We start from the raw sequence: 23,206 nt of genomic DNA on the forward strand, positions 1-23,206 counted from the left end.
CTGCTTCATCAAAAGTTGTTGTTGCGCCGTTGGAGCAACTTGTTGTGCAGGAGTTTCCGTTTTAGCCTGACTTTCTTCCGCCCCACAAGCGGTAACAAAAAATGGTAAAGTCAGCAGAGTTAGTCGGCGTAATACGCTCATTAAAATCACCTTAAAAATACGTTCTTTCGTCCAATGAGAAGGGATGAATAAACCATCACTATGCTCTTGGGTGGTGTTGACTGTGGATCTGCTTCAGTCGTTCAGTCGCCACGTGAGTATAAATTTGCGTGGTCGATAAGTCACTATGCCCTAGTAGCATCTGTACGACCCTGAGATCTGCGCCATAGTTCAGTAAATGTGTTGCAAACGCGTGACGTAACACATGCGGCGATAATTGATCGGTATCGATTCCCGCTATCACAGCATAGTATTTAATACGATGCCAGAACGTCTGACGAGTCATTTGCCGTGCGCGTTTACTTGGGAAAACCACATCCGAAGAAGTCTCTCCCAGCAGTGCTGGCCGACCTTGCTGAATAAAAGTTTCAATCCAGTCAACGGCGTTCTCACCCATCGGTACCAAGCGCTCTTTGCCCCCCTTACCCGTCACTCGGACCACGCCCTGACGTAAACTGACGTTTTCCATCGTCAGGCTTACCAGTTCAGTAACACGAAGCCCTGTCGCGTAAAGTAACTCTAACATCGCTTTGTCGCGCAATTCTACCGGGTCATTAGGATCAGGCGCATCCAGTAAAGCATCGACTTGCTCTTCGCTGATGTCTTTCGGTAAACGCTGCGGTAATTTAGGGCTGACTAACAATGCGCTAGGGTCATCGGCGCGTACTTTTTCGCGATGAAGATACTGAAACAGACGGCGAATCGCCGATAACATTCGTGCACGGGACGTCTGTTTGTAATCTAAATCGACCAAGTAGCTTTGATACTCTTGAAGGCCAGCTAAGCTTATAAAATCGAGACGGTAACGCTGTTGCTCCATCCAGGTAAGAAGTTTAATTAGATCATTTCGGTATGAAGCTAGCGTGTTCTCAGACAGTCCTCGCTCCATCCACATCGCGTCTAAGAATTGCTCCACAAAAGCAAAATCTTGTTGATTGACAGGCAGCTGTGCTGTCATTCGCGCTTCCTTTTTTGTTTTTTTAATTAACCTCTGAGGGTAAGACAGCCCCTGTTTGAATGCCATAAAAAAATAGCTTAGTGCGTTAATCTAACGATATTCGCTGCATTCGCAGGCAGTTTAAGGTTAAAATCCTCTACAACAGCAACATAAAATACGACGAATATAATGAAAATCGGACTCTTTTACGGCTCTACGACCTGCTATACCGAAATGGCAGCAGAGAAAATTCGTTCCATCATTGGAGAAGATCTTGTCGACATTCACAATGTGAAAGAGACACCGCTAGCTTTGATGGCTGACTACGATTTATTGCTCATTGGTATTTCTACCTGGGACTTTGGTGAAATCCAAGAGGACTGGAGTGCTATTTGGCAAGACATCGCAACGACGCCATTAAAAGGAAAAGTGGTCGCATTATTTGGTTTGGGCGATCAAGAAGGCTACGGTGAATGGTATCTGGATGCTATGGGTCTGCTCCATGATGAGCTGAAAGAAACTGGCGCACAATTTATTGGTTACTGGCCTAATGAAGGCTATGAATTCGAAGCCTCTAAAGCACTCACTGAAGATGGCAGCCAATTTGTAGGTCTGGCATTAGATGAAGATTCTCAGTACGACTTGAGTGACGAACGCATTGAGAAGTGGTGTGAACAAGTGCTGGTCGAATTCCACGATACGCTTTAATCGCCATTCGGTTTCCACGCCAAAAATAAAAAGCCCGATGAATCACTTCATCGGGCTTTTTGTTATTCGTCGTTATGTAAACTTACGCCGTTTCTTCTACCAGCTCATTCTGAGGCTTAGAAATGAAGAACATACAAATGATCGCAGCCAGCGTTGGCAGAACCCAACCCATACCGATTTCAAATAGAGGTAGCATGTTGAAAGCCGAGACATCCATACCAGCTACTTTTGCTGCATCTAGTAACGCAAACAACAAAGAAACAAGCAGTACTGCACGGTAAGCAAAGCGAGTGTTAGGCAGTTTGCTACGCACAAACGTTAACGCTACCAATGCAATTGCTACAGGGTACAGTGCGAACAGCACTGGAACAGACAGAGAAATCAACTGCGCAAGACCAACGTTAGCAACCAACGCACACACAGAACCGTTAATCAGAACCCAGTGTTTGTAAGACAGCGACGTTTTAGAACTGAAGAAATCAGAACACGCAGAGATAAGACCGATAGCTGTGGTCAAACATGCCAGTAATACGATCACTGAAAGTACGATTTGACCGTAAGGACCAAACAGTGCCTGAACGTATTGGCTCAGAACCAAACCACCATTATCAGCACCCGCTGCTACTGTTGCACTTGTTGCGCCTAAGTAGAACAGCGAAATGTATACGAACGCCAGACCAGCAGCTGCAATACAGCCAGCAAAAATCAGGTATTTTGTCGTTGCCGCGCGCTCAGTAATGCCTTTACCACGAAGCGCATCCACCATCAGCATACCGAACATCAGTGACGCGAAGGTATCCATGGTGTTGTAACCTTCTAGGAAGCCTTTCGTTAGCGGTTGAGTTAAGTACTCGCCTGTTGCACCGATCATTTCACCTTGAGGATCAATAAATACTGCAAGAGCAAGAACAATCAAACCAAGGAACAGGACAGGAGTCAGCACCTTACCAATCAGGTCGATCAAACGTCCCTGGAACCATGAGAATAGCATCGCGACAACAAAGAACAGCACTGAGAATGCCGTCAGGTTTGTTTGAGACGCTTCAATAAAAAATGGTTTAACAGCCATTTCGTATGCCACAAGGCCTGTACGAGGAGCCGCAAATGCAGGGCCAATAATAATGAAGATCAACGCTGCCATCACAACCGCTGCTTTTTTCGGTAGATCTTGCGTTAGATGATCCCAAGTTCCGCCAGCTACAGCGATAGCAACGATAGTAATAAGAGGTAGACCTACCGCTGTTAGCAAGAAACCGAACATCGCTGGCATTAGGTTTTCACCAGCCAATTGGCCAGCCAACGGTGGAAAGATGATGTTGCCAGCACCTAAAAAGAACGCAAACAGCATAAAGCCTACTGCGATAATATCTGTTAGTTTTAATGTCTGTTTCACAGATAACCCTTGTCTAAAAAATGTGTGAATGTTGTGTTATGCATCGACCACTTTTGGAGTCTTTGTTATTAACAAGTACTCGTGGTTCAATCTATAAAATAGCGCCGCATAATGACGAAAGAATCATCATTTGGCAACCTATGAGAAAAAAACACCATATTAATTTATATATAGAATTAAAAACCAGTTAATCTAACCAATATAAAACAAAAATCTAGAAATTTATCTCGTTCAAACATCGATACAATTTACTAACCTGCAACACAACAAACCAAACAATTAATAAACATTAGATGAAAGAACTGAAATATAGAGCATATATAAAATAAACATGAATAACGAAAAACATAAAACTAAGAGCTTCAAGTTTAAGCAGTTTTTCATCGAAGGTGGTGAAAGTGGCATGCCGGTCAGTACAGATGGCGTGATGCTAGGAGCCTGGGTTGAAAGCCCTGAAGATGCTGAGATACTCGATATAGGCACAGGCACAGGTTTGTTGGCATTAATGTGTGCCCAACGCTTTAGCCGAGCGAAGATAACGGCCGTAGATATTGAAACCACAGCAATCGATGCCGCTCAGAAAAACTTTACTCACTCTCCATGGCAAGAGAGGTTATCTGTTTTTCATGCCGATGTGCTGACCTTCACACCATCTCAGTTATTCCAGCGAATCATTTGTAACCCACCCTATTTCAATAGTGGCGAGCAATCCAAACAGAGTCAGCGAGCGACAGCAAGACACACAGACTCTCTGCGCCATGACGCCTTGCTGCATCGTTGTTACCAACTGTTAGAAGAGGATGGAAAAGCCAGCTTTGTGTTACCTGTCACCGAAGGTGAGCAGTTTATCGAGTTAGCATTACAACAGGGCTGGTATTTATCTCGTCTTTGCCGTGTGCAGCCATCAGAGAGAAAGCCAGTTCATCGTGTGCTGTTTGAGTTAGCGAAGCAGCCTTGTGACACTCAAATATCTCACTTGATCATTCACTCACCAGGAGGGTACAGCGACGATTTTGTCCGGCTAACCCGTGAGTTTTATCTTAAGATGTGAAATAACATGTGATCCTTATCACCAATCACTTTATAATGTGCGACCTTTTCGTATTTTAAGCTGTTGCGGCGAACCATTAACCAAGCCTTGCTTGTGGAGAACTCATTGTGATCAGAACCTTTGCTGAACTTGATCTAGACTCAAACTTACTTGATGCCATTGAAGAAATGGGCTTCGAACGCCCAACAAAAGTCCAGGCAGAAGCAATCCCACAAGCGTTGGATGGTCGTGACATTCTAGCGTCAGCACCGACTGGCACAGGTAAAACAGCAGCATTCGTATTGCCTGCTCTACAATACCTACAGGATTTTCCACGTCGTAAACCTGGACCTGCGCGTATCCTTATCCTAACCCCAACGCGTGAGTTGGCAATGCAGGTTGCGGATCAAGCCCGTGCACTGGCGAAAAATACTAAGCTCAATATTTTTACTATCACTGGTGGTGTTCAGTACCAAGAGCACGCTGACATTCTTGCTACCACGCAAGACATCGTTGTTGCGACACCAGGTCGTCTGCGCGAATACATTGAAGCTGAACGCTTTGATTGCCGTGCGATTGAATGGTTAATCCTAGACGAAGCCGACCGCATGCTAGACATGGGCTTTGCGCCAACAGTCGATCGTCTATCGAACGAGTGTCGCTGGCGTAAGCAAACCCTTCTGTTCTCTGCAACATTAGAAGGCAGAGGCGTTGAAGGCTTTACTGCGGACCTACTGAATGAACCTGCAGAGATCGATGCGAAGTCACCGCTACGCGAACGCAAGAAGATCGCACAATGGTATCACCGAGCGGACGACGCAGAGCATAAACTCGCGCTACTCAAGCACATCATCACGGAGCAAGCAGAACGTACAATCGTCTTCCTCAAGACGCGTGAACGTCTGGCTGAACTGCGTAGCCAGCTTGAAAGCGCACAGATTCCATGTTCATGGATTCAAGGCGAAATGCCACAAGACCGCCGTAACAACGCAATTGCACGTTTCCGTGATGGTACGGTTAACGTTCTACTGGCAACAGACGTTGCGGCTCGTGGTATCGACCTTCCTGATGTGTCACACGTGATCAACTACGACTTGCCACGTACAGCAGATGTTTACCTGCACCGAATTGGCCGTACTGCTCGTGCTGGAAAAAAAGGTAACGCTATCTCAATTGTAGAAGCGCACGACCAGCCAATGATGGATCGCGTCGCTCGTTACGTTAAAGAAGACATCAAAGAGCGTTTCATCAAAGAGATGCGTCCAAAACACAAAAAACCTGTGTTTAAGAAGAAAAAGAAAAAAGACGATAAGAAGAAAACTGCGAAAAAGAAAGTCGCTAAAAAAAAGTAAGCTTGTAAGTCTAAAATAGCGAAAGGGTTGGCAATGCCAACCCTTTTTTGTGTCCGGAGTTTGAGCTTAGTTCTGCTCTTCTCGTTTAAAGACCAGCTCAGTTGGCGTCGACTCTTCTTCAACAAAGTAGTAACCCGCCGTATCAAACTTGGTCAGGTCAGCCACACTCTCAATGCGATTTTCGATAATATAACGCGCCATCATGCCACGCGCTTTTTTCGCGTAGAAGCTGATCACTTTGTATTGGCCATTCTTACAATCTTTAAAAATTGGCGTAATAACCTGAGCGTCAAGGTTCTTAGGTTTCACCGCTTTAAAGTATTCATTTGATGCAAGGTTAATAAGCACATTGTCACCTTGCGCTGAAATCGCCTCATTAAGCTTGTCAGTGATGATATTGCCCCAGAACTGGTACAAGTTAGTGCCATTATCGTTCGCAAGCTTAGTACCCATTTCCAGACGGTATGGCTGCATCAAATCCAATGGCTTCAACAAACCGTAAAGGCCAGATAGCATACGCAGATGATCCTGAGCGTAATCAAAGTCAGCTTCAGACAAGGTTTCCGCTTCAAGCCCCGTATAAACGTCCCCTTTAAACGCGAGGATCGCCTGACGTGAATTTTCAGTCGTGAAGGTTTCACTCCACTCTTGGAATCGCCCTACGTTCAGATCTGCAATTTTGTCGCTCACCTTCATTAACGACGCAACATCAGCAGGTGTCAATTTACGGCAAACTTCGATCAGTTCTTTGGAGAATTCAATTAACTCAGGTTGAGTAAACTTTTCCGTTGCTAACGGAGACTCATAATCCAGTGTCTTAGCAGGAGAAACTACGATAAGCATGACTTTGACTCTATCCTTTTAATTTTATATACCGTTAAGGGTACAAAAAAAGCCATGCATTGTCTGCATGGCTTTATAAATCGTGCTAATAGCTTTTAACTATGACACTCAGTCTTTTTTGTCGTTGTACCAAATGCCTTCTTCCAGCTGAGATTTCAGCTCTGGGAAATCGTTAGCATCAAATGTTGGTACCTTACCAGCGTCTAGCTGACGGTTGTAGTCTTTAGCCAGCTTGATAACGATGCCCGATAGCAGAATAATCGCCACCAAGTTCACAATCGCCATTAGACCCATTGACACATCAGCCAACGACCAGACCATTGGTAACGAAGCTACCGCACCAAACATCACCATACCCAGGAAGATGATTCGGAAAATACCGATACCCGCTTTATGGTTATGCTCAAGGAAGACTAAGTTAGTCTCAGCGTATGAGTAGTTTGCAATGATCGAAGTAAACGCGAAGAAGAAGATTGCGACAGCAACAAAAATGCCACCCCAGTCGCCCACTTGTGAGCTCAATGCGCGCTGTGTCAGTTCGATACCGGTAACCTCTGTCGCCTGACCTACGTATTCACCAGACATCAGGATGATCGCTACCGTAGAAGAACAGATCACGATTGTATCCATAAACACACCCAGCATCTGAACGTAACCCTGAGACGCAGGATGCGGCGGGTACGGCGTTGCTGATGCCGCTGCGTTAGGCGCAGAACCCATACCAGCTTCGTTCGAGAACAGGCCGCGTTTTACACCGTTAATCATCGCTTGTGCGATAGCGTAACCTAAACCACCAGCCGCTGCTTCTTGCAGACCAAAAGCACTCTTAACAATCAGAGCAAGTACCGCTGGAAGCTTCTCGATGTTGGCAAACACAACCACTAGCGCGAGCGCAAGGTAAAGCAGTGCCATAAGTGGAACAATCATTTCCGCGACTTTAGCGATACGCTTGATACCACCAAAGATAACCGCAGCAGACAAGGCAACAACACCAATACCAACGTATAGAGAGTTCCAGCCAAATGCCGTACTCATCGCATTAGCAATAGAGTTAGCTTGAACGGCATTGAATACCAAACCAAAAGCGATGATTAGGAAAACCGAGAACAAGACGCCCATCCAGCGCATGCCCAAACCTTTTTCCATGTAGTAAGCAGGACCACCACGGTAGTTGCCATCATCATCTTTGGTTTTGTATAGCTGTGCCAGAGTACTCTCTGCAAACGATGTTGCCATACCCAGCATCGCGATTAGCCACATCCAGAAGATAGCGCCTGGTCCGCCCGCTGTTAGTGCAACTGCCACACCGGCCATATTACCGGTACCAACACGTGCTGCGAGACTGGTACAAAGTGCTTGGAAAGAAGAAATACCAGCTTTGTCTGCTTTGCGACTGTTCTTTAGAACCGAAAACATGTGCCCGAAGTGGCGGAACTGGATGAATCCCAATCGAAAGGTGAAGTAAATACCTACACCAACAAGAAGATAAACCAGAATCGCCCCCCAAAGGAGATCGTTCATCAAATTGATTAAGTCTGTCATGCGTACCTCAAAGTGAGTTGCGCCGGTCTATGCATCCTAGCCATCCACCAGATTGCCTGCTAAGTGTCAAAGTGTGCTTAGCTAATTAAGTAGTGTTTGTTTTTAAGGGCAATCTAGAATCGTAAATGTCGCTTCATGCATCCATTTTACGTACCAGCGTATTTTTTGACGGGCGGATAATGCAACCTAGAGACACAAAAATCAATATGAAACTAAATGCTTAATATTGTTATATTTCACTATAAAGCCACCAAAAAATAACATAAATAGAAGACTCAACCATCACATAACGCAACATATCTCTTACCTAAAGATAACAATGATATTCAATTTATAACCAATAGCGTTTCGGTCCATGTTTTCGGTTTAAGGCTAGTATTCATAAGGTGTAACAGAAAGTTACCTCCTTAATAAAATCGTTAGTCGACCACTATTTCACCAAAGTGGTTTTATGCAACTTTTACCTTGGCTTTATGCTCTAATTCCAGCCTTCTCGTTAACACAGAAAATCTCTTCATTTAATCGTTTTCACTGGCTCGTTTGGGCATTTTTTATGCAAGAAAGACAAACTAAAGTGTGATTGTGGAAGTGTTTTTGCACGAAAATGTCATGATACAGACACAAAATCGAAATATGTCATGGCTATTCTCACAATTATTGTGGTAATTAAAAATCTCCACAAGGACTGGTTACAACAGTTTAGATAAACAAGGTAAGGTGGCTTATGGACGGCTTTCAACTAGATGACATTTTTAATCTGGATACTACCTCAACAACCAAATCTCGTGCCAAACCAATGAAACGAAAATGGCGAGAAATTGAAGAGATGAACGACAGACGCAATTTATTAAAAGAGCTGCGTGAACTTGATGTCTGTAACGATTACAACCTAGACGACATCAAACTCTAATTCGAACAAAAGGCACCTTACGGGTGCCTTTTGTTATTTCGAAAAGAGCGATTCATCAAGGGGGCTAAGAGCACTTAGAATGCACTCGGCCTTCGTTCTCATATATTGAGAATTTTGAGCTCGTTAAACCCATATTCAGGCTTAACTTTATTTCTCGTTAATTCTTATTAAATAAGAAAAGTGGTGAGAAAACCCGAGCAGATTCAACATTTGCCCGGGCGAACGTTACTTTAGATGTATTCCATATCGCTCTGACGCACACGCTCCGCCAACTGTTTATAGCGGTCAGCAATGGTGTCGCCAAATACCGGATCATCCTCATTTTCACTCCAGAGACTTTCTACGTACTGCCAGTCTTCAGTCGTAAACAGCTCTTCTATTAACGGCAGGATCTTCCGCTCTTCAAGTTCGAGGTGGCGTTTCTGTGAATCAATGAAATCTTCAAGATGTCTTACAAACACATCTTGAGGTACCACAGCATCTTGCAGAATCATCTCGATCACCGTTGAGAATTCTTTGGTTTTTTCGGCTAGATCTTTATGTTCCTGCTCTAGGTTCTCCATGGTTCGTTGCTTACCATAATGTTCTAGAAAATGATGGTAGAGGATGTCCTCTTTTGGATGGTGAACTTGTTCTGAATGAGTAGAGAGGTAGTCAACAATCTCCCCCACTAACGCATAGTTAATGGCACGTTCTTGTTTTATTTCATTAAGTTTGTGGCGCAATATAGCCAACAGGCGAACCATGTAGCCGTGTTCGCGTCGAATTCTTTCGATCATCATAGCGTCTCTCCTTAACACCTGCTTCTAATAAGTGTACATGAGAAATGCATTACCAGCTTGAGCCTGCTCAAAAAAACAGCGATAAGAAAACCTTAATCGCTGTTGTTAGCTTTACACCGTCATCGGCAAATGCCAATTGATCGGCTCTTTACCTTGGGCTGTAAGTAGTTGGTTTGCTTGAGAGAAGTGCTTACACCCCAGAAAGCCTCGATGGGCAGAGAGCGGAGAAGGATGAGGAGCAGTAAGGACATGATGCTTGGAACGGTCAATAAATCTTCCCTTTTTCTGCGCGTGCGCGCCCCATAACAGGAACACAACTCCCTGCTGATGCATGTTTATCGCTTCAATCACTTTATCAGTGAACGCTTCCCATCCCGTTTTCGAATGTGAATGTGCTTTGCCCTGCTCAACCGTCAACACGGTATTAAGCAGTAATACACCTTGCTCGGCCCAACTTTGCAAGAATCCATGTTGAGGGATTTCAAAACCGTCGATATCCTGAGCGAGCTCTTTGTATATGTTCACCAATGAGGGCGGGGTTCTCACACCAGGTAAAACCGAAAAACACAATCCGTGCGCCTGATTCGGACCGTGATAAGGATCCTGACCTAAAATCACCACCTTTACATCGTTAAACTCGGTATAGCGAAACGCATTAAACACATCTTTGCTTGGCGGATAGATCGTTTTCCCCGCCGAACGTTCCGATTCAACAAAGTTTAAGGTGTCGACAAAGTAGCTGAGTTTTTTTTCTTCGCCGATCACATCGTGCCATGTCGGTGACTGATTCATAGAAAGTTCCTGTCCGAAAGTGTTGCTCTATTCTAACCAGCAACACTTAAACAGACAAAAACTTCCCCCAACTTGAGAGCGGTAATTCGAATTTAATGTTTCTGCGGCGTTCGGAAGTGACCTTGGCCCGTGATATGACGATTAGGTGCAGGTAAACGAACCGAACGTCTGGTATGTGAAAAAGGAGTAAAAGTGTTTGGTCGAGACATAATGCAATCCTTCTTTGTATGGCCCCAGTAACCACTAAGAAAGAAAAGTGCCAACTATGACAACGGCATTAATTTTTATTGAATTCTTCCAAATGGTAACCACGAAGAGTATCAATTTCTCGATGCCAAATATCAGGGTCAATTGTCTCTAAAATCAGAGGGATACCATCAAAACGAGAGTCTTTGGCAATATACTCAAAGCAGTCCCAACCGATTTCACCTTTCCCTAGAGAATGATGACGATCAACCCTACTAGCAAATTCGACTTTTGAATCATTTAAATGCATCGCCCTTAAATAGTGCATACCAACGATACGGTCGAATTCCGCAAATGTGTGTTGGCAATCTTCTTTCGTTCTTAAATCGTAGCCTGCGGTAAAAGTATGACAAGTATCGATGCACACACCCACGCGCTCTTTATCATCCACTTGCTCAATGATTTCAGCGAGATGCTCAAACTTCCAGCCTAGGTTGGTACCCTGACCCGCCGTGTTCTCAATAACAGCAATAACATCTGGTACTGCTTTATGCGCAAGATTAATTGATTCTGCAATCGTCGCTAAACACTCTTGTTCAGATACTTTCTTTAAGTGACTTCCTGGGTGAAAGTTCAAAAGTGTCAGACCAAGCTGATTACAACGCTCCATTTCATCGATGAATGCCGCTCGAGATTTATCAAGCTTCTCTTCTTCTGGTGCGCCTAAGTTAATCAGGTAGGAGTCATGCGGTAAAATGCTTTCAGTACCAAACCCGAGCATTTTGCAATTGGCTTTAAATGCACTGATGGTTTTAGCTTCAAGAGGTTTTGCCACCCACTGACGCTGGTTTTTGGTAAATAAAGCAAAAGCATTAGCGCCAATCTCACGCGCACGCAAAGGGGCCTGATCGACACCACCAGCCGCAGAGACGTGAGCGCCGATCATCTTGTTCCCAAACTTGTTTTTCATGTTTGTCATTTAATCACTTCAGACTTTCAGTGTGCGTACCTAAATACAATTAGTTACACATCACAGGTTAAATTCAAATCAACAATATGTAGTAAATTAACAACATAATTACATTTAAAATATTTTTTATCTTATCAAAAATAGTGTAATCAGTATGTTTTTAAACACTTTATTGATTTACCTCAACAAAACAACCTTAATAAAATTAATGTTTTTGGTTGTTTTTTGACTTAAATCAATATTAAAATAGTGGTTATTAGCTATATAATACTCAGCTCAATAAAAGTTTGAAAACTAACACCAATAAACACCACGTAAGTGGACTAGGAGACAGTAATGATCCAAGGTATCCAAATTACTAAAGCGGCAAATGACGAACTACTAAACTCTATCTGGCTACTAGATGGTGAAAAAAACGAAGCTCGTTGTATTGCAGCATCAGCAGGCTATGAAGCTGACCAAGTTATTGCAATCAGCGACCTAGGTGAATACGAAAGCCGTGAAGTAGCAATCGAAACGGCACCTAAAATTGAAGGTGGTCAGCACTTAAACGTGAACGTGCTTAAGCGCGAAACACTAGAAGATGCAGTCGCTAACCCTGAAAAATACCCTCAGCTAACCATTCGTGTTTCTGGCTACGCAGTGCGTTTCAACTCACTAACTCCAGAACAGCAACGTGATGTAATCGCACGTACGTTTACTGAATCTCTATAATAAAGAGACACCCCGGTAAGTTTTGAAAGCGGCGCTCACTGAGCGTCGTTTTTTATTGCCTCTATAAAATAAAAAAGGTGGAGACTAAGCTCCACCTTCTCATTTAGCTTGCATTTAGCTTATTGTACGCGACGCAGTACTGTTTTTAGTGCATCAAAATCCGCATCTAAATCTTCAGACAATAGGTCCATCACAGCATGCTTAGCCAGTGGTGCTGGTAGGTCGATATCAGATCCTAAGATATCATCAACCACTTCTTTGAACTTCGCAGGGTGAGCAGTACATAGGAACAAACCAGTCTCACCAGCTTGAAGTTGCTCATCCAGTACGCGATAAGCGATTGCACCATGCGGCTCGCATAGGTAACCCAGTGAGTTCAGCTCTTTTACTGACTCAGCACTTTGCTCATCAGAAACTGCACCTTTGCCCAGCGTTTCCAAGCCCCACTCTTTTACGCGGCAAAGCTCTTCGATACGTGGCCAGTTGTTTGGTTGGCTTACGTCCATCGCGTTAGATGTCGTTGCAACCGTTGGTTTTGGATCCCACTGTCCTGTTTCTAGGTAGCGAGGTACTGTATCGTTCGCATTTGTTGCAGCAATAAAACGTTTAATTGGTAAACCAAGCGCTTTTGCCAGCAAACCAGCGGTTAGGTTACCGAAGTTACCACTTGGTACAGAGATAACCAGGTTCTCACGCTCTTGTTTACTCATTTGCGCTGCTGCTTCAAAGTAGTAGCAGATTTGCGCCATCAAACGGCTGATGTTGATTGAGTTCGCTGAGTTTAGACCGATTTCTTCACGCAGAGCGGCATCATCAAATGCCTGCTTAACAAGTGCCTGACAAGCATCGAAGTCACCGTTAATTGCTACTGTATGGATGTTCTTACCTAGCGTACAGAACAGCTTTTCTTGTAGCGGGCTGATTTTGCCTTTAGGGTAAAGAATTACAACGTTGATGTCTTCCATACCGTAGAAAGCATGTGCAACCGCAGCACCTGTATCACCGGATGTTGCTGTAAGAATCGTGATCTTACCACCAGTAGATACCGCAGCCAGTGATTGCGCCATAAAACGACCACCGAAGTCTTTAAACGCCAGTGTCGGACCATGGAAAAGCTCTAACGCATAAACGCCATCTTTTACTTGTTTGATAGGCGCTGGGAATTGGAAAGCCGCATCAACCATGGAGTTCACTTGGTCTTCTGTCAGCTCATCACCAATCAATGCAGAAAGAATTTTTGTACTACGCGAGACAAAGTCTTCTTCTAGCAGCGCATCAATATCATCAAATTTTGGTAATTCCGATGGAAAAAACAGGCCTTGGTTACGACCTAATCCTTGGCGAACGGCTTGGCCAAAGGAAACTTGTTCATCATTTTCTTTTATATTGTAAAGCTTCATAGCTCACTTCCTGTTACTTTCGAACCCTGTTTATCCAGACGACAAACGTGGACGAATCCTTCTTCGTTTTGTACGTAGTTTTGTTCTAACCAGCGAGCAACTCGCTCAGCGACATCTTTCTCTTTGCAAATACTGAACAGTGTTGGGCCACTGCCAGAAATACCGGTTGCTAACGCGCCTGCAGATGCTGCGTATTGGCGAGCGTTTGCAAAACCTGGTAGCAGTTTCTCACGATACGGTTCTGCGATCACGTCTTTGATCATTTTCGCCGCAAGTTCCGGTTGACCAGAATGACACGCGTGAATAAAGCCTGCAAGGTGTCGACCGTGAGCTATGATATCTTGTCGACGGTACTGAGATGGTAGGATCTCTCGAGCTTCAGCAGTAGACACTTTGATTCCCGGATAAGCCATTACCCAGTACCAATCATCAAAACATGGCACTTCCTGGCTAATGATACCAAGCTCTTCAAGCATCAACTGCACGCCACCTAAGTAACAAGGTGCAACATTGTCATAATGGATACCACCAGAAATTTTACCTTCCATCTCGCCCATTAGCGCTAACAGCTCAGTTTCATTAAGCGGTTGTCCGTGAAAACGGTTCAAAGCATCTAATGCAGCAACAATAGAACAAGCACTGGAACCAAGACCAGAACCGATAGGCATGTTCTTCTCGAGTGTCATTTCCAGTGGTTTCAGCTCTGCGCCCTTTCTATCTAGCTCGCGAGCAAATACAACCCAACAGTCGTAAACGATGTTTTCTTTTGGTTCTGTAGGTAACTTCGAGACGAAGTTACCTGCGGTTTTCAAGCTGAATGGCTCAGAACCAGATTTCACTAGGACTCGATCACCCAATAAGGTGCCATCGATAGGAGAGACAGCCGCTCCCAAAACATCAAAACCTACGCTTACATTACCAATTGATGCTGGGGCATAAACCACTACATCCATATCACTTGAACTCATTACTGTTATACCCCTAGTTTCCAACCTAAAGTACGCATCACATCTGAAAATACGCCTGCTGCGGTAACTTCCGTACCTGCACCGTAACCACGAAGTACCAATGGGATTGGTTGGTAGTAACGGCTGTAAAACGCCAGTGCGTTCTCACCATCTTTAATTTTGAACATTGGATCATTTTCATCAACGATAGCAATGCTGACTTTGCACTTACCATCATTGATTTCACCAACATAACGTAAAACTTTACCCTCTTCAGCGGCTTTTGCGACAAGATCTTTAAAGTACGCATCAGCTTCAGGAAGTCTCGCCATAAACTCATCAACACTGCCTGAATCATCAAAGCCCGGTGGCAGCGCTTGATCAACCACAACGTCTTCCAACTCTAGCGACATTCCCGCTTCACGAGCCAGAATAAGAAGCTTACGAGCCACATCCATACCCGATAGATCATCACGAGGATCCGGTTCGGTGAAGCCGTTTTCTTTCGCGATGTTTGTCGCTTCGCTCAAGCTCATGCCTTCGTCTAGCTTACCGAAGATGTAAGATAGTGAACCAGACAAAATACCGGTGAATCGTTCAAGCTCATCGCCTGCTGAAATAAGATTCTGCAGGTTTTCGATAACCGGCAAACCCGCACCAACCGTTGTCTCGTACATCAATTTACGACGAGAGCTGCGTGCTACATCGCGAAGCTGGTGGTAGTAAGCCATGCTTGCTGTATTGGCTTTCTTATTTGGAGTAACAACGTGGAAACCTGCCGCCAAGAAATCAGCGTACTGGTTAGCAATGGCTTCACTCGAAGTACAATCAACCAAAACAGGGTTAATGATGTGGTTACGTTGCACAAGTGCAATCAGGCGCGCTAGGCTGAACTCTTCAGTAGCTGAAGACATGCGGTCACGCCAGTGTTCCAGTGGCAGCCCTTCACTATCCAGAAGCAGACCCTTACTGTTTGCCAGACCACATACGCGAATGATGATGCCTTTTTCAGCCAGTTTCGCTTGTTGACGTTCAATCTGATCCACCAGCTCGCCACCAACACCACCGATACCTACGACGAAAACATCAAGGAAGTGTTTAGAATTGAACAGGTTCATGTGACAGGCTTTGATTGCTTCAGAGATCTTATCCTCTGGGATAACCGCTGAGATAGCGCGCTCTGAAGAACCCTGTGCGATTGCAACAATATTCACGTTCACTTCAGCAAGAGATGAGAAGAAACGTGAAGCAACGCCGCGTGACGTACGCATACCATCACCAACCAATGTCACGATAGCGACATCATCGATAAACTCTACTGGTTCCAGCAGACCGTCTTTCAGTTCCAGCTCAAATGCTTCTGCCAGTGTCTGCTGCGCTTTTGCTTTATCTTCAGCTTCGATACAGAAGCTGATGCTGTATTCTGATGATGACTGAGTGATCAGTACGATTGAAACACCCGCTGAAGACATAGCTCCAAATACACGGCTCGCCATGCCAACCATGCCTTTCATACCTGGGCCAGAAACGTTCACCATGGTCAGGTCATTCAGAGTAGTAATACCCTTGATAGCCAGGTTATCTTCACCAGTATCTTGGCCAATCAGCGTACCTGCACCTTGCGGGTTAAAACTGTTCTTGATTAAGCATGGAATGTGGAATTGAGCAATTGGAGCGATGGTTTTCGGGTGCAGAACGGACGCACCGAAGTAAGACAACTCCATCGCTTCCTGATAGCTCAGTGATTTTAATAGTCGTGCATCTTCTACCAAGCGAGGATCACAGTTGTATACGCCATCAACGTCAGTCCAGATTTCACAACAATCGGCGCGAAGACAAGCAGCCAAAACCGCGGCCGAATAGTCAGAACCGTTACGACCTAGAGTAACCAGTTCTCCTTTCTCATTGCCGGCAGTAAAACCAGGCATGATGTTGACATGACCTTGAGGAAGAGGCTTTTGGCGGAAGTTTTGTGTAGAAATATCAACATCAACCATCGCTTCAAGATGATCGCCTTGAGCATAAAGGTATTCAACCGGATCAATTAAGCTGGCTTTTTGACCTTTTGCTTCAAGTACCGCTTTCATCAGTTGAATCGAAACACGTTCACCTTTACTGATGATGCGCGCATTCACATTGTTTGGACACATGCCTAACAGGCTGATGCCATGGACAAATTGACGTAATTGAGAGAGCGAGGTTTTAACTTGGTTGTCGTAGCCAGTCCCATCCAGATTAGGAACCAAGGCTTGGATATCGGCAAAAAGCGTTTTAAACGATTCTTCTAACTCGTTAATTTGTAATTCTGCTTCACCATTTCGCAAAGCGCCTTCAATCACAGCAACCAGTTTATTAGTTGTTTTACCCGGTGCAGAAAGCACGACTGCGACTTCTTCCTGTTGAGCATTATTCGCAATGATATCTGCTGCTCTTAAAAAGCGATCTGCATCAGCCAATGATGAACCGCCAAACTTCAATACTCGCATCCCTTCCTCCAGTGTATCTTCTTAAACTTGTCTAAATTTTGTATTAAGAAAGCATAAAAAAAGGCCTGTATCTTGTTGGATACAGGCCTTTCTTGTGAATTTCTTTCGCTCAGCAGCCTGCCCCAACAATTGTAATGTCGGTAATAATAATCGTGGTGGTCATTACAACGAGGCTGTTAACTGGCATAAATTAATATTCTACGAATTGTGTGTTTGCTTAACCCTACGTTTACCGAGTTTCTGTAACAGAGTCAACTAAAAATTGTTTATTTTCCAGTCTTTCAGAGATAAATCCTGCGGTATGCAATTGAAATTAAAAGGATAAACTAAAAATCATTTTTTTTGAAAAATTTACCTTTATCGTTAATCCCCCAGCTTGTTCTGCAGAGAAAAACTTACATTACACCCACATTCATGGTGATCTTTGCTAAAACGGCAAAGATCAAAGAAAATTCAAAGTAACAACTCATTCACAACAATTTAAGTGTGATCACTGTCCACGAGAGTTAATTATTTAGGAAATAAATGAGCCGCCTTTCATATTATATGCTTTAATATTGGGAAGCCCTGAGCACATACCAATAAAAAAATTTTGAAACACAAGGAGTGGTGAGCATGAAAAAATGGCTTTTTCTGTTACTTTTTGTCATGCCTGGTGTTTCTTTAGCGACTGAGCTACCTACCCTTCCTGGGGCAGCAATGACTTCCCCACACAAGTTATTTATCTCAAGTGACAGTTATCAAACTGATAGCTTCGATGTATGGAACATCGACGGCGGCTATTCGTACGAGTTATTTGATTCAGTTGATCTCTATGTTGGTGCACGCGTCAACAACTCCCCAGTCCAAAATCAAAGCGGCTTTTTAAGTGGCGTTAGCTACCACTTTAATGATCGTGTCACTGTTAAGAGTACGCTGCGTTCTTTCAAAGCTGACACCAACGAGCGTGTCGATGAAGAAGATACGGGCCTTGCTGCCGAGGTGTCTAGTCGTGTGAAAATTACTGACAAGTTAGATATTCACGCAACTCTAGATTATCAAGATTGGCAACAAGGCTTTGAAGTTGGGTTAGGGTTTCGCTTCTAAAAATCCAGTTTCTCTTTTGAGATCAACACCCCATTCCAGTCTGCATAAACATAATGCTTCGGCTGCACTAACTGATTTTGCATCGTTACTGTCACATTGACCTCACCCAGGCCTCGCTTTTCTGTTTTAAACGGACATGTGCCAAGCGCTTGAATGCCAATATCCATTTGTGACATTTGCGCCACATCACGCACCGCACCATAGACAATAATACCTTCCCATCCATTCTCAATACCAAGGATGGCCAATTGATCACCGAGCAGCGCTTTTTGACATGAACCATGGCCATCAACAATTAACACTTTGCCTGTGCCGTCCTGCCCAAGCACCTCTCTTACCTTGGAGTTGTCGTGATAACAGCGCACTGTGACAATTTCGCCAAAAAACGCGGAACGTTGTCCAAAATTCTGTAGTGGCAGATTCAGTAACGTTACTTGGTCTTCAAATTGGTCACATATATCTGGTGTTATATCGTTCATATTTCCTCCGTGAATTTTCTCGTCCGAGTACGCTCCAACGAGTAGTATCCTGTTTTCGTTATACGAGTCGCTCACTCATTTTAGCTACTTTGTGTCGATTGCTCGGATCACCGCAGACAATAAGGTAGATGTCGTCATGAGAGATATAATAAATCGCATTCTGCTGAAACTCGTTTGCCAATGTAATCGCGTCGTCTATTGAGATCTCCGCCGCAAAACTCTCTTCGTACCATTCAAAGGTACGGTCACCTACAGTAACTGGCACATAGTTAACGTGTTTTAGACGCTTTTCTAGCTTTTGATTAATTATGCAGTTATCTTCTTTTGACCGCAAATTACTGTATGGGTTCCAAGCAGTTATCACAACATAGCTCAAAACATTCCATTTCGTTTCAAAGCGAAAAAAAGAATTTGCATAAGCATTCCATAACGATGCGTCGATGTTCGTATTATTTTTTTCTATCATAACTCTTAAATGATTAATAACAGTTAAATTTCATCAATTGATGTAAATCAACAAACTGCATGGAATTAACATTTGAGCATTGTTAGCATGCTGTTAACAATATAAAATTCGCCCCATATCTAGGGTGTTTACGTTTCCTCCCCCAATAAGAAACTGGAAATGAAAGGTAAATATCCCATTAGAATAAAAGTCGCCACGGGATGTAGGTGAGCTGGTAAATCTCCATGGAAGGCGGATAACTGAAAGAAGTGTAATTTTGATTAACTTGATTTATTATCAAAATTTCATTACCTGTATGTTATATTTTTGCCTAGAATTTATTCTATTAGCACAATTTTGTCACAAATTTAGGTACCGCCAATGCAAACCCCGCAGATTCTGATCGTTGAAGATGAGCAAGTAACTCGTAACACTCTTAAGAGTATTTTTGAAGCAGAGGGATACGCTGTTTTTGAAGCCAGTGACGGTGAAGAGATGCACCAAGTATTATCAGACAACTCTGTCAACTTGGTCATTATGGACATTAACCTTCCAGGCAAGAATGGTCTTCTACTTGCACGTGAATTGCGCGAACAAGCAAACATCGCACTGATGTTTTTGACTGGCCGTGACAATGAAGTGGACAAGATTCTAGGCCTTGAGATTGGTGCTGATGATTACATCACTAAACCATTCAACCCACGTGAGTTGACTATCCGTGCGCGCAACTTGTTGAGTCGCTCAATGAGCGCAAGTGCTGTTCAAGAAGAAAAACGCTCGGTAGAAAAATACGAGTTCAACGGTTGGGTGCTAGATATCAATAGCCGTTCACTGGTGAGCCCGTCAGGTGATAGCTACAAACTGCCTCGTTCTGAATTCCGTGCGCTACTGCACTTCTGTGAGAACCCAGGCAAAATCCAAACACGTGCCGATCTTCTGAAGAAGATGACAGGCCGTGAACTTAAACCACACGACCGTACTGTTGACGTAACCATTCGTCGTATTCGTAAACACTTCGAATCTGTATCAGGTACACCAGAAATCATCGCAACGATTCATGGTGAAGGTTACCGCTTCTGTGGTGATTTAGAAGACTAATTCTTCATTCCACGAGAAACATGAAGGGCTTGCTCATTGGAGCAAGCCCTTTTTCTATACCGCTTTTTTAAGCAGAATAGGTGCTAATAGACCTTGTTTACCTTTACATACTTTTCTACCAGCCAGCGTTTTTTACCGGCATCATCCAGCAGTATTGCCAGCTCAACCCACTTTTCAGTATTAAGTTGATTTTGCCAGGTAAACGCGACTTCCCACTGGTTTTCGCTATGCGTCCGAGTTTCTAAAGCGTCTTCGTCCAGCATCCATTGCTCGTCACCTTGTTTAATTATCAAAGCTTCTACTGTCAGATTGGCCGGTAACTCCGTATCACTTTCCAAAGAGAGAGAGCCGTGAAGGTTGGGTTCCTGAGACTCACCTATTGTCGGCATCAGATTTACCCAGAGGTTACTCTTGAGTTCAATATTGACTTGATTAATTGTTATCTGGCTGTCTTGTTTCCAATTCACTTCAGGAACAGCACTACAACCCGACAGCAGTGCAGTAGCAATGGCCACTGATGCAAGTTTCTTCATGTTATTTCCTTTGTTCTAACCAACTTTTTAGTACTTGGATATCGTTGAGGTATTCATTTTTTATTTCTTCAACCCAATCTGAAATATTCTCCCACCAGGCAGGCATATCTGGAGACTGGGCTTTTTGCGCGACACTTTGGATACGTTTCAAACCGATGGAACCTGCTGCACCTTTGATCTTGTGCGCTTCAGAGACGATGCCATCTTTATCTTTCGCGATCATATTGGAGTCCAGTACTTCAATATAATCTGGCATCATATCTTCAAACATTTTGATGCTGTCATAAACGGGCTTCGCCCCCACAATATCAACGTAAGACTCCAGCATATCGAGGTCAAGCAGATGCGTCTCAATCACAGGTGATGGCGCAGGTTCTTCCTTAACTTCAAGAACTTCAACCGGCTGTGGTTTTTCCACTCTGTGCACAAAAAACTTATCAATCACAGACTGAATAGCATGCACAGCCAACGGCTTACTGATTGCATCATCCATGCCGTTTTGCAGATATTCTCTACGATCTTTCAGTACGTTTGCCGTCAACGCGACTAACGGTGGCAAGTTGTCGTAGTGCTCTCGGTAGTATTTCGCCACATCGAAGCCAGTCATATCAGGCAACTGAATATCCAGTAAAACCAAGTCATACTGATCCGGAACGAAATTGACTAACGCCTCTTGTCCCGTCATAGCAACAGTGACTGAATGGCCTAAGCTTTCCAATAGCGATTTCGCCACGGTCACGTTCAGTTCGATATCTTCGACCATAAAGATATTTAAATGAACATTATCGCGTTGCGCGTCGATAATAGGTTCTTCTAGAGCCACGACTGGAACATGAATAGAAACGGTAAATGTACTGCCGTAGCCCTCTTCACTCGCTACGGAAATATCACCATCCATCATGTTAATCAGCTGTTTAGATACAGCCAGTCCAATGCCAGTACCAACTGCGTGTAAGTTATCTTTGCCTGACTTCACTTGGTAATACATGGCAAAAATCTTATTCAGCTCTTCTTCAGGAATACCAATACCGGTATCTTCCACTTCGATAATAATCGTCGCGAAATCATCTTCGACATCCGCACTCACCGTCATTACCACACCGCCTTCTTTGGTGAACTTCATGGCGTTGTTGACCAGGTTCCAGATAACCTGACGTAAACGGGTGGCATCAACTTCAATCGCTTTCGGTAAATCGCTCAAACGTTCTAAGTCAAAGCGCAAACCTTTCTGCTCAGCCATCAACGCAGAGATACTCTCTATTTCTGCGACAAAGTCTTCGAAATTAAGTGGCTCAGGTAATAACTCTAGTTTGCGACGGTCAAACTTATCCATGTCGATAATATCGTTGAAAATATTTCCAAGCGTAATCGCGCTGACATTGATGGTTTGCATGTATTTACGCTGCTCTTCGGTCAGTTGAGTATCAAGCAGCATTCGGCTCAAGCCGACGATACCGTTGAGTGGAGTACGAAGTTCATGACTGATAGTAGAAATGAAAGTGGTTTTGTCTCGGCTGGCTTTTTCCAGAGACTCCTCATGGCGTTTACGTTCGGTGATATCACGACCAAAACCAACTAGGCCCAGATGACGGCCGTCCTTACTGTAAAAAGGAACTTTACGCAGTTCGAAGTAGTGTTTACGACCATCCGGGTATTCCAGCCATTGCTCATAGGTAATGGCTTGATTATCAGTGAAAACCTTCTGGTCCGTATCAACGATTGGCTGTGCGATTTCTTTGCTGTAGACGTCCCAAGGGCTCAAGCCCACCAACTGATGCTCTTTCTTACCCGTCAGCTCTTCCATTGCTCTGTTACAACCGGAGAACACACCATCCGCATTTCGGTAGTAAATCAGATCCGGAGACGCATCAATGAAGGAGCGCAATAAGGCGGTTCGCTCCGCAAGCTCTAACTGTGTGCGTTCACGCTGAAAGACCTCATTTTCCAGATCCTTCATCGCTTCTTCGCGTGCTTCTTCGGCTTTAATACGCTCTTCAATCTCTTGATTGAGCTTTTCAATATTCTGTTGCAACTGGAAGTTCAGTTCTTGGTCGCGCGAGCGCATGTCTTTCAGCTTGGAAACCAGCTTAGTTAACCTTTGGCGAGACTCTTCCAACTGATCAACCACCACAGACAGAAAATACACCGCCCAAGGAGTAATCAGCAGACCAAAGAACACAGAGCGTACGATATCAATATCGTCAACTCGCCCCTTAAGTGCCAAGGTAATACCAACTTGTACCACGACAGCTAACGCCACCAGCGCAAGTGCTAGCAAAATTGAAAAACGGACAATCCCCAGTTTCACCAGAAGGTCGACATAATACTGGGCAAGATTTTTCATCGGTTTCATTCACGACTCCACGGCGTAAAGCTAGATATCATCCCTGAACATTAGACATGAACCTTGGTAT

21 protein-coding genes and 1 other annotated feature are annotated in these 23,206 nt (G+C 44.1%); of the genes, 7 read left to right on the forward strand and 14 right to left on the reverse strand.

Annotated features, from left to right (window positions below):
- Nucleotides 1–199: 199 nt before the first annotated feature.
- Nucleotides 200–1,117, reverse strand: a complete 918-nt coding sequence (xerD, locus tag L9Q40_RS05825) for a site-specific tyrosine recombinase XerD (protein WP_014230846.1) — start codon at nucleotides 1,115–1,117, stop codon at nucleotides 200–202.
- A 168-nt stretch (nucleotides 1,118–1,285) separates the two neighbouring features.
- Between xerD and fldB the strand changes: the two genes are divergently transcribed.
- Complete coding sequence (fldB, locus tag L9Q40_RS05830) at nucleotides 1,286–1,804, forward strand: flavodoxin FldB (protein WP_014230845.1); 519 nt, start codon at nucleotides 1,286–1,288, stop codon at nucleotides 1,802–1,804.
- An 82-nt stretch (nucleotides 1,805–1,886) separates the two neighbouring features.
- On the opposite strand, the gene brnQ is transcribed toward fldB, so the two are convergent.
- Nucleotides 1,887–3,197, reverse strand: coding sequence for a branched-chain amino acid transport system II carrier protein (gene brnQ / locus L9Q40_RS05835; protein ID WP_014230844.1), 1,311 nt, complete (start codon nucleotides 3,195–3,197; stop codon nucleotides 1,887–1,889).
- Between the two features lie 331 nt (nucleotides 3,198–3,528).
- Between brnQ and L9Q40_RS05840 the strand changes: the two genes are divergently transcribed.
- Nucleotides 3,529–4,248 carry a tRNA1(Val) (adenine(37)-N6)-methyltransferase gene (locus tag L9Q40_RS05840; RefSeq protein WP_498792624.1) on the forward strand — a complete coding sequence of 240 codons (720 nt, stop codon included), beginning with the start codon at nucleotides 3,529–3,531 and terminating at the stop codon, nucleotides 4,246–4,248.
- Nucleotides 4,249–4,355: 107 nt separating this feature from the next.
- Nucleotides 4,356–5,579, forward strand: a complete 1,224-nt coding sequence (gene srmB, locus L9Q40_RS05845) for an ATP-dependent RNA helicase SrmB (RefSeq protein ID WP_014230842.1) — start codon at nucleotides 4,356–4,358, stop codon at nucleotides 5,577–5,579.
- 66 nt (nucleotides 5,580–5,645) lie between these two features.
- Here the strand turns inward: srmB and yaaA are convergent, their stop codons facing one another.
- Both yaaA and L9Q40_RS05855 read right to left on the reverse strand, forming a co-directional pair.
- The gene (gene yaaA, locus L9Q40_RS05850) at nucleotides 5,646–6,422 is read right to left on the reverse strand and encodes a peroxide stress protein YaaA (RefSeq protein ID WP_498792625.1); all 777 of its coding nucleotides are present in this window, start codon (nucleotides 6,420–6,422) and stop codon (nucleotides 5,646–5,648) included.
- A 108-nt stretch (nucleotides 6,423–6,530) separates the two neighbouring features.
- Nucleotides 6,531–7,964, reverse strand: coding sequence for an alanine/glycine:cation symporter family protein (locus L9Q40_RS05855; protein ID WP_498792627.1), 1,434 nt, complete (start codon nucleotides 7,962–7,964; stop codon nucleotides 6,531–6,533).
- A gap of 724 nt (nucleotides 7,965–8,688) precedes the next feature.
- Between L9Q40_RS05855 and L9Q40_RS05860 the strand changes: the two genes are divergently transcribed.
- Nucleotides 8,689–8,874 carry a DUF3545 family protein gene (locus L9Q40_RS05860; protein ID WP_014230839.1) on the forward strand — a complete coding sequence of 62 codons (186 nt, stop codon included), beginning with the start codon at nucleotides 8,689–8,691 and terminating at the stop codon, nucleotides 8,872–8,874.
- Nucleotides 8,875–9,104: 230 nt separating this feature from the next.
- On the opposite strand, the gene L9Q40_RS05865 is transcribed toward L9Q40_RS05860, so the two are convergent.
- From L9Q40_RS05865 to nfo, 3 genes are all read right to left on the reverse strand, one after another.
- Complete coding sequence (locus tag L9Q40_RS05865) at nucleotides 9,105–9,656, reverse strand: hemerythrin domain-containing protein (RefSeq protein ID WP_014230838.1); 552 nt, start codon at nucleotides 9,654–9,656, stop codon at nucleotides 9,105–9,107.
- Between the two features lie 111 nt (nucleotides 9,657–9,767).
- Complete coding sequence (gene ung, locus L9Q40_RS05870; protein WP_498792629.1) at nucleotides 9,768–10,448, reverse strand: uracil-DNA glycosylase; 681 nt, start codon at nucleotides 10,446–10,448, stop codon at nucleotides 9,768–9,770.
- 277 nt (nucleotides 10,449–10,725) lie between these two features.
- Nucleotides 10,726–11,613: a deoxyribonuclease IV gene (gene nfo, locus L9Q40_RS05875; protein ID WP_498792630.1), complete on the reverse strand. Its 888-nt coding sequence runs from the start codon at nucleotides 11,611–11,613 to the stop codon at nucleotides 10,726–10,728.
- Nucleotides 11,614–11,940: 327 nt separating this feature from the next.
- Here nfo and grcA point away from each other — a divergent pair, with 327 nt between their 5' ends.
- The gene (gene grcA / locus L9Q40_RS05880) at nucleotides 11,941–12,318 is read left to right on the forward strand and encodes an autonomous glycyl radical cofactor GrcA (RefSeq protein ID WP_014230835.1); all 378 of its coding nucleotides are present in this window, start codon (nucleotides 11,941–11,943) and stop codon (nucleotides 12,316–12,318) included.
- A gap of 119 nt (nucleotides 12,319–12,437) precedes the next feature.
- Here the strand turns inward: grcA and thrC are convergent, their stop codons facing one another.
- The 3 genes from thrC to thrA are packed head-to-tail and all read right to left on the reverse strand — an operon-like array spanning nucleotide 12,438 to nucleotide 17,151.
- Nucleotides 12,438–13,718, reverse strand: coding sequence for a threonine synthase (gene thrC, locus L9Q40_RS05885; protein WP_020335912.1), 1,281 nt, complete (start codon nucleotides 13,716–13,718; stop codon nucleotides 12,438–12,440).
- Entirely contained in the window at nucleotides 13,715–14,671 is a 957-nt protein-coding gene (gene thrB / locus L9Q40_RS05890) for a homoserine kinase (protein WP_020335911.1), read from the reverse strand. The genes thrC and thrB overlap by 4 nt, the downstream gene beginning before the upstream one ends.
- Before the next feature lie 20 nt (nucleotides 14,672–14,691).
- The gene (gene thrA, locus L9Q40_RS05895; protein WP_020335910.1) at nucleotides 14,692–17,151 is read right to left on the reverse strand and encodes a bifunctional aspartate kinase/homoserine dehydrogenase I; all 2,460 of its coding nucleotides are present in this window, start codon (nucleotides 17,149–17,151) and stop codon (nucleotides 14,692–14,694) included.
- A 54-nt stretch (nucleotides 17,152–17,205) separates the two neighbouring features.
- Nucleotides 17,206–17,325: a sequence feature (Thr leader region), on the reverse strand.
- A 441-nt stretch (nucleotides 17,326–17,766) separates the two neighbouring features.
- Here thrA and L9Q40_RS05900 point away from each other — a divergent pair.
- Nucleotides 17,767–18,237 carry a ribonuclease regulator gene (locus tag L9Q40_RS05900; protein WP_065301968.1) on the forward strand — a complete coding sequence of 157 codons (471 nt, stop codon included), beginning with the start codon at nucleotides 17,767–17,769 and terminating at the stop codon, nucleotides 18,235–18,237.
- On the opposite strand, the gene L9Q40_RS05905 is transcribed toward L9Q40_RS05900, so the two are convergent.
- Both L9Q40_RS05905 and L9Q40_RS05910 read right to left on the reverse strand, forming a co-directional pair.
- Entirely contained in the window at nucleotides 18,234–18,716 is a 483-nt protein-coding gene (locus L9Q40_RS05905; protein WP_020335908.1) for a putative 4-hydroxy-4-methyl-2-oxoglutarate aldolase, read from the reverse strand. The genes L9Q40_RS05900 and L9Q40_RS05905 overlap by 4 nt on opposite strands.
- Before the next feature lie 58 nt (nucleotides 18,717–18,774).
- Complete coding sequence (locus L9Q40_RS05910; RefSeq protein WP_020335907.1) at nucleotides 18,775–19,182, reverse strand: DUF3293 domain-containing protein; 408 nt, start codon at nucleotides 19,180–19,182, stop codon at nucleotides 18,775–18,777.
- Nucleotides 19,183–19,542: 360 nt separating this feature from the next.
- Here L9Q40_RS05910 and arcA point away from each other — a divergent pair, with 360 nt between their 5' ends.
- The gene (arcA, locus tag L9Q40_RS05915) at nucleotides 19,543–20,259 is read left to right on the forward strand and encodes a two-component system response regulator ArcA (RefSeq protein ID WP_020335906.1); all 717 of its coding nucleotides are present in this window, start codon (nucleotides 19,543–19,545) and stop codon (nucleotides 20,257–20,259) included.
- Between the two features lie 83 nt (nucleotides 20,260–20,342).
- On the opposite strand, the gene L9Q40_RS05920 is transcribed toward arcA, so the two are convergent.
- On the reverse strand, nucleotides 20,343–20,792 hold the full coding sequence (locus L9Q40_RS05920) for a putative periplasmic lipoprotein (protein ID WP_014230827.1): 450 nt from the start codon (nucleotides 20,790–20,792) through the stop codon (nucleotides 20,343–20,345).
- Between the two features lies 1 nt (nucleotide 20,793).
- The gene (arcB, locus tag L9Q40_RS05925; protein WP_014230826.1) at nucleotides 20,794–23,145 is read right to left on the reverse strand and encodes an aerobic respiration two-component sensor histidine kinase ArcB; all 2,352 of its coding nucleotides are present in this window, start codon (nucleotides 23,143–23,145) and stop codon (nucleotides 20,794–20,796) included.
- Nucleotides 23,146–23,206: the final 61 nt, after the last annotated feature.

Source organism: Allocatenococcus thiocycli, assembly GCF_921292965.1.
Classification (GTDB): Bacteria; Pseudomonadota; Gammaproteobacteria; order Enterobacterales; family Vibrionaceae; genus Vibrio; species Vibrio natriegens.

Bases quoted from the DNA above. Each gene is read 5' to 3' on its own strand.
- arcB (WP_014230826.1), bottom strand. From the start codon at position 23,145: ATGAAACCGATGAAAAATCTTGCCCAGTATTATGTCGACCTTCTGGTG.
- yaaA (WP_498792625.1), bottom strand. From the start codon at position 6,422: ATGCTTATCGTAGTTTCTCCTGCTAAGACACTGGATTATGAGTCTCCG.
- thrC (WP_020335912.1), bottom strand. From the start codon at position 13,718: ATGAAGCTTTACAATATAAAAGAAAATGATGAACAAGTTTCCTTTGGC.
- fldB (WP_014230845.1), top strand. From the start codon at position 1,286: ATGAAAATCGGACTCTTTTACGGCTCTACGACCTGCTATACCGAAATG.
- L9Q40_RS05865 (WP_014230838.1), bottom strand. From the start codon at position 9,656: ATGATGATCGAAAGAATTCGACGCGAACACGGCTACATGGTTCGCCTG.
- thrA (WP_020335910.1), bottom strand. From the start codon at position 17,151: ATGCGAGTATTGAAGTTTGGCGGTTCATCATTGGCTGATGCAGATCGC.
- L9Q40_RS05860 (WP_014230839.1), top strand. From the start codon at position 8,689: ATGGACGGCTTTCAACTAGATGACATTTTTAATCTGGATACTACCTCA.
- L9Q40_RS05920 (WP_014230827.1), bottom strand. From the start codon at position 20,792: ATGAAGAAACTTGCATCAGTGGCCATTGCTACTGCACTGCTGTCGGGT.
- L9Q40_RS05840 (WP_498792624.1), top strand. From the start codon at position 3,529: ATGAATAACGAAAAACATAAAACTAAGAGCTTCAAGTTTAAGCAGTTT.
- L9Q40_RS05900 (WP_065301968.1), top strand. From the start codon at position 17,767: ATGAAAAAATGGCTTTTTCTGTTACTTTTTGTCATGCCTGGTGTTTCT.
- thrB (WP_020335911.1), bottom strand. From the start codon at position 14,671: ATGGATGTAGTGGTTTATGCCCCAGCATCAATTGGTAATGTAAGCGTA.
- L9Q40_RS05905 (WP_020335908.1), bottom strand. From the start codon at position 18,716: ATGAACGATATAACACCAGATATATGTGACCAATTTGAAGACCAAGTA.
- nfo (WP_498792630.1), bottom strand. From the start codon at position 11,613: ATGACAAACATGAAAAACAAGTTTGGGAACAAGATGATCGGCGCTCAC.
- ung (WP_498792629.1), bottom strand. From the start codon at position 10,448: ATGAATCAGTCACCGACATGGCACGATGTGATCGGCGAAGAAAAAAAA.
- grcA (WP_014230835.1), top strand. From the start codon at position 11,941: ATGATCCAAGGTATCCAAATTACTAAAGCGGCAAATGACGAACTACTA.
- xerD (WP_014230846.1), bottom strand. From the start codon at position 1,117: ATGACAGCACAGCTGCCTGTCAATCAACAAGATTTTGCTTTTGTGGAG.
- arcA (WP_020335906.1), top strand. From the start codon at position 19,543: ATGCAAACCCCGCAGATTCTGATCGTTGAAGATGAGCAAGTAACTCGT.
- L9Q40_RS05910 (WP_020335907.1), bottom strand. From the start codon at position 19,182: ATGATAGAAAAAAATAATACGAACATCGACGCATCGTTATGGAATGCT.
- L9Q40_RS05855 (WP_498792627.1), bottom strand. From the start codon at position 7,964: ATGACAGACTTAATCAATTTGATGAACGATCTCCTTTGGGGGGCGATT.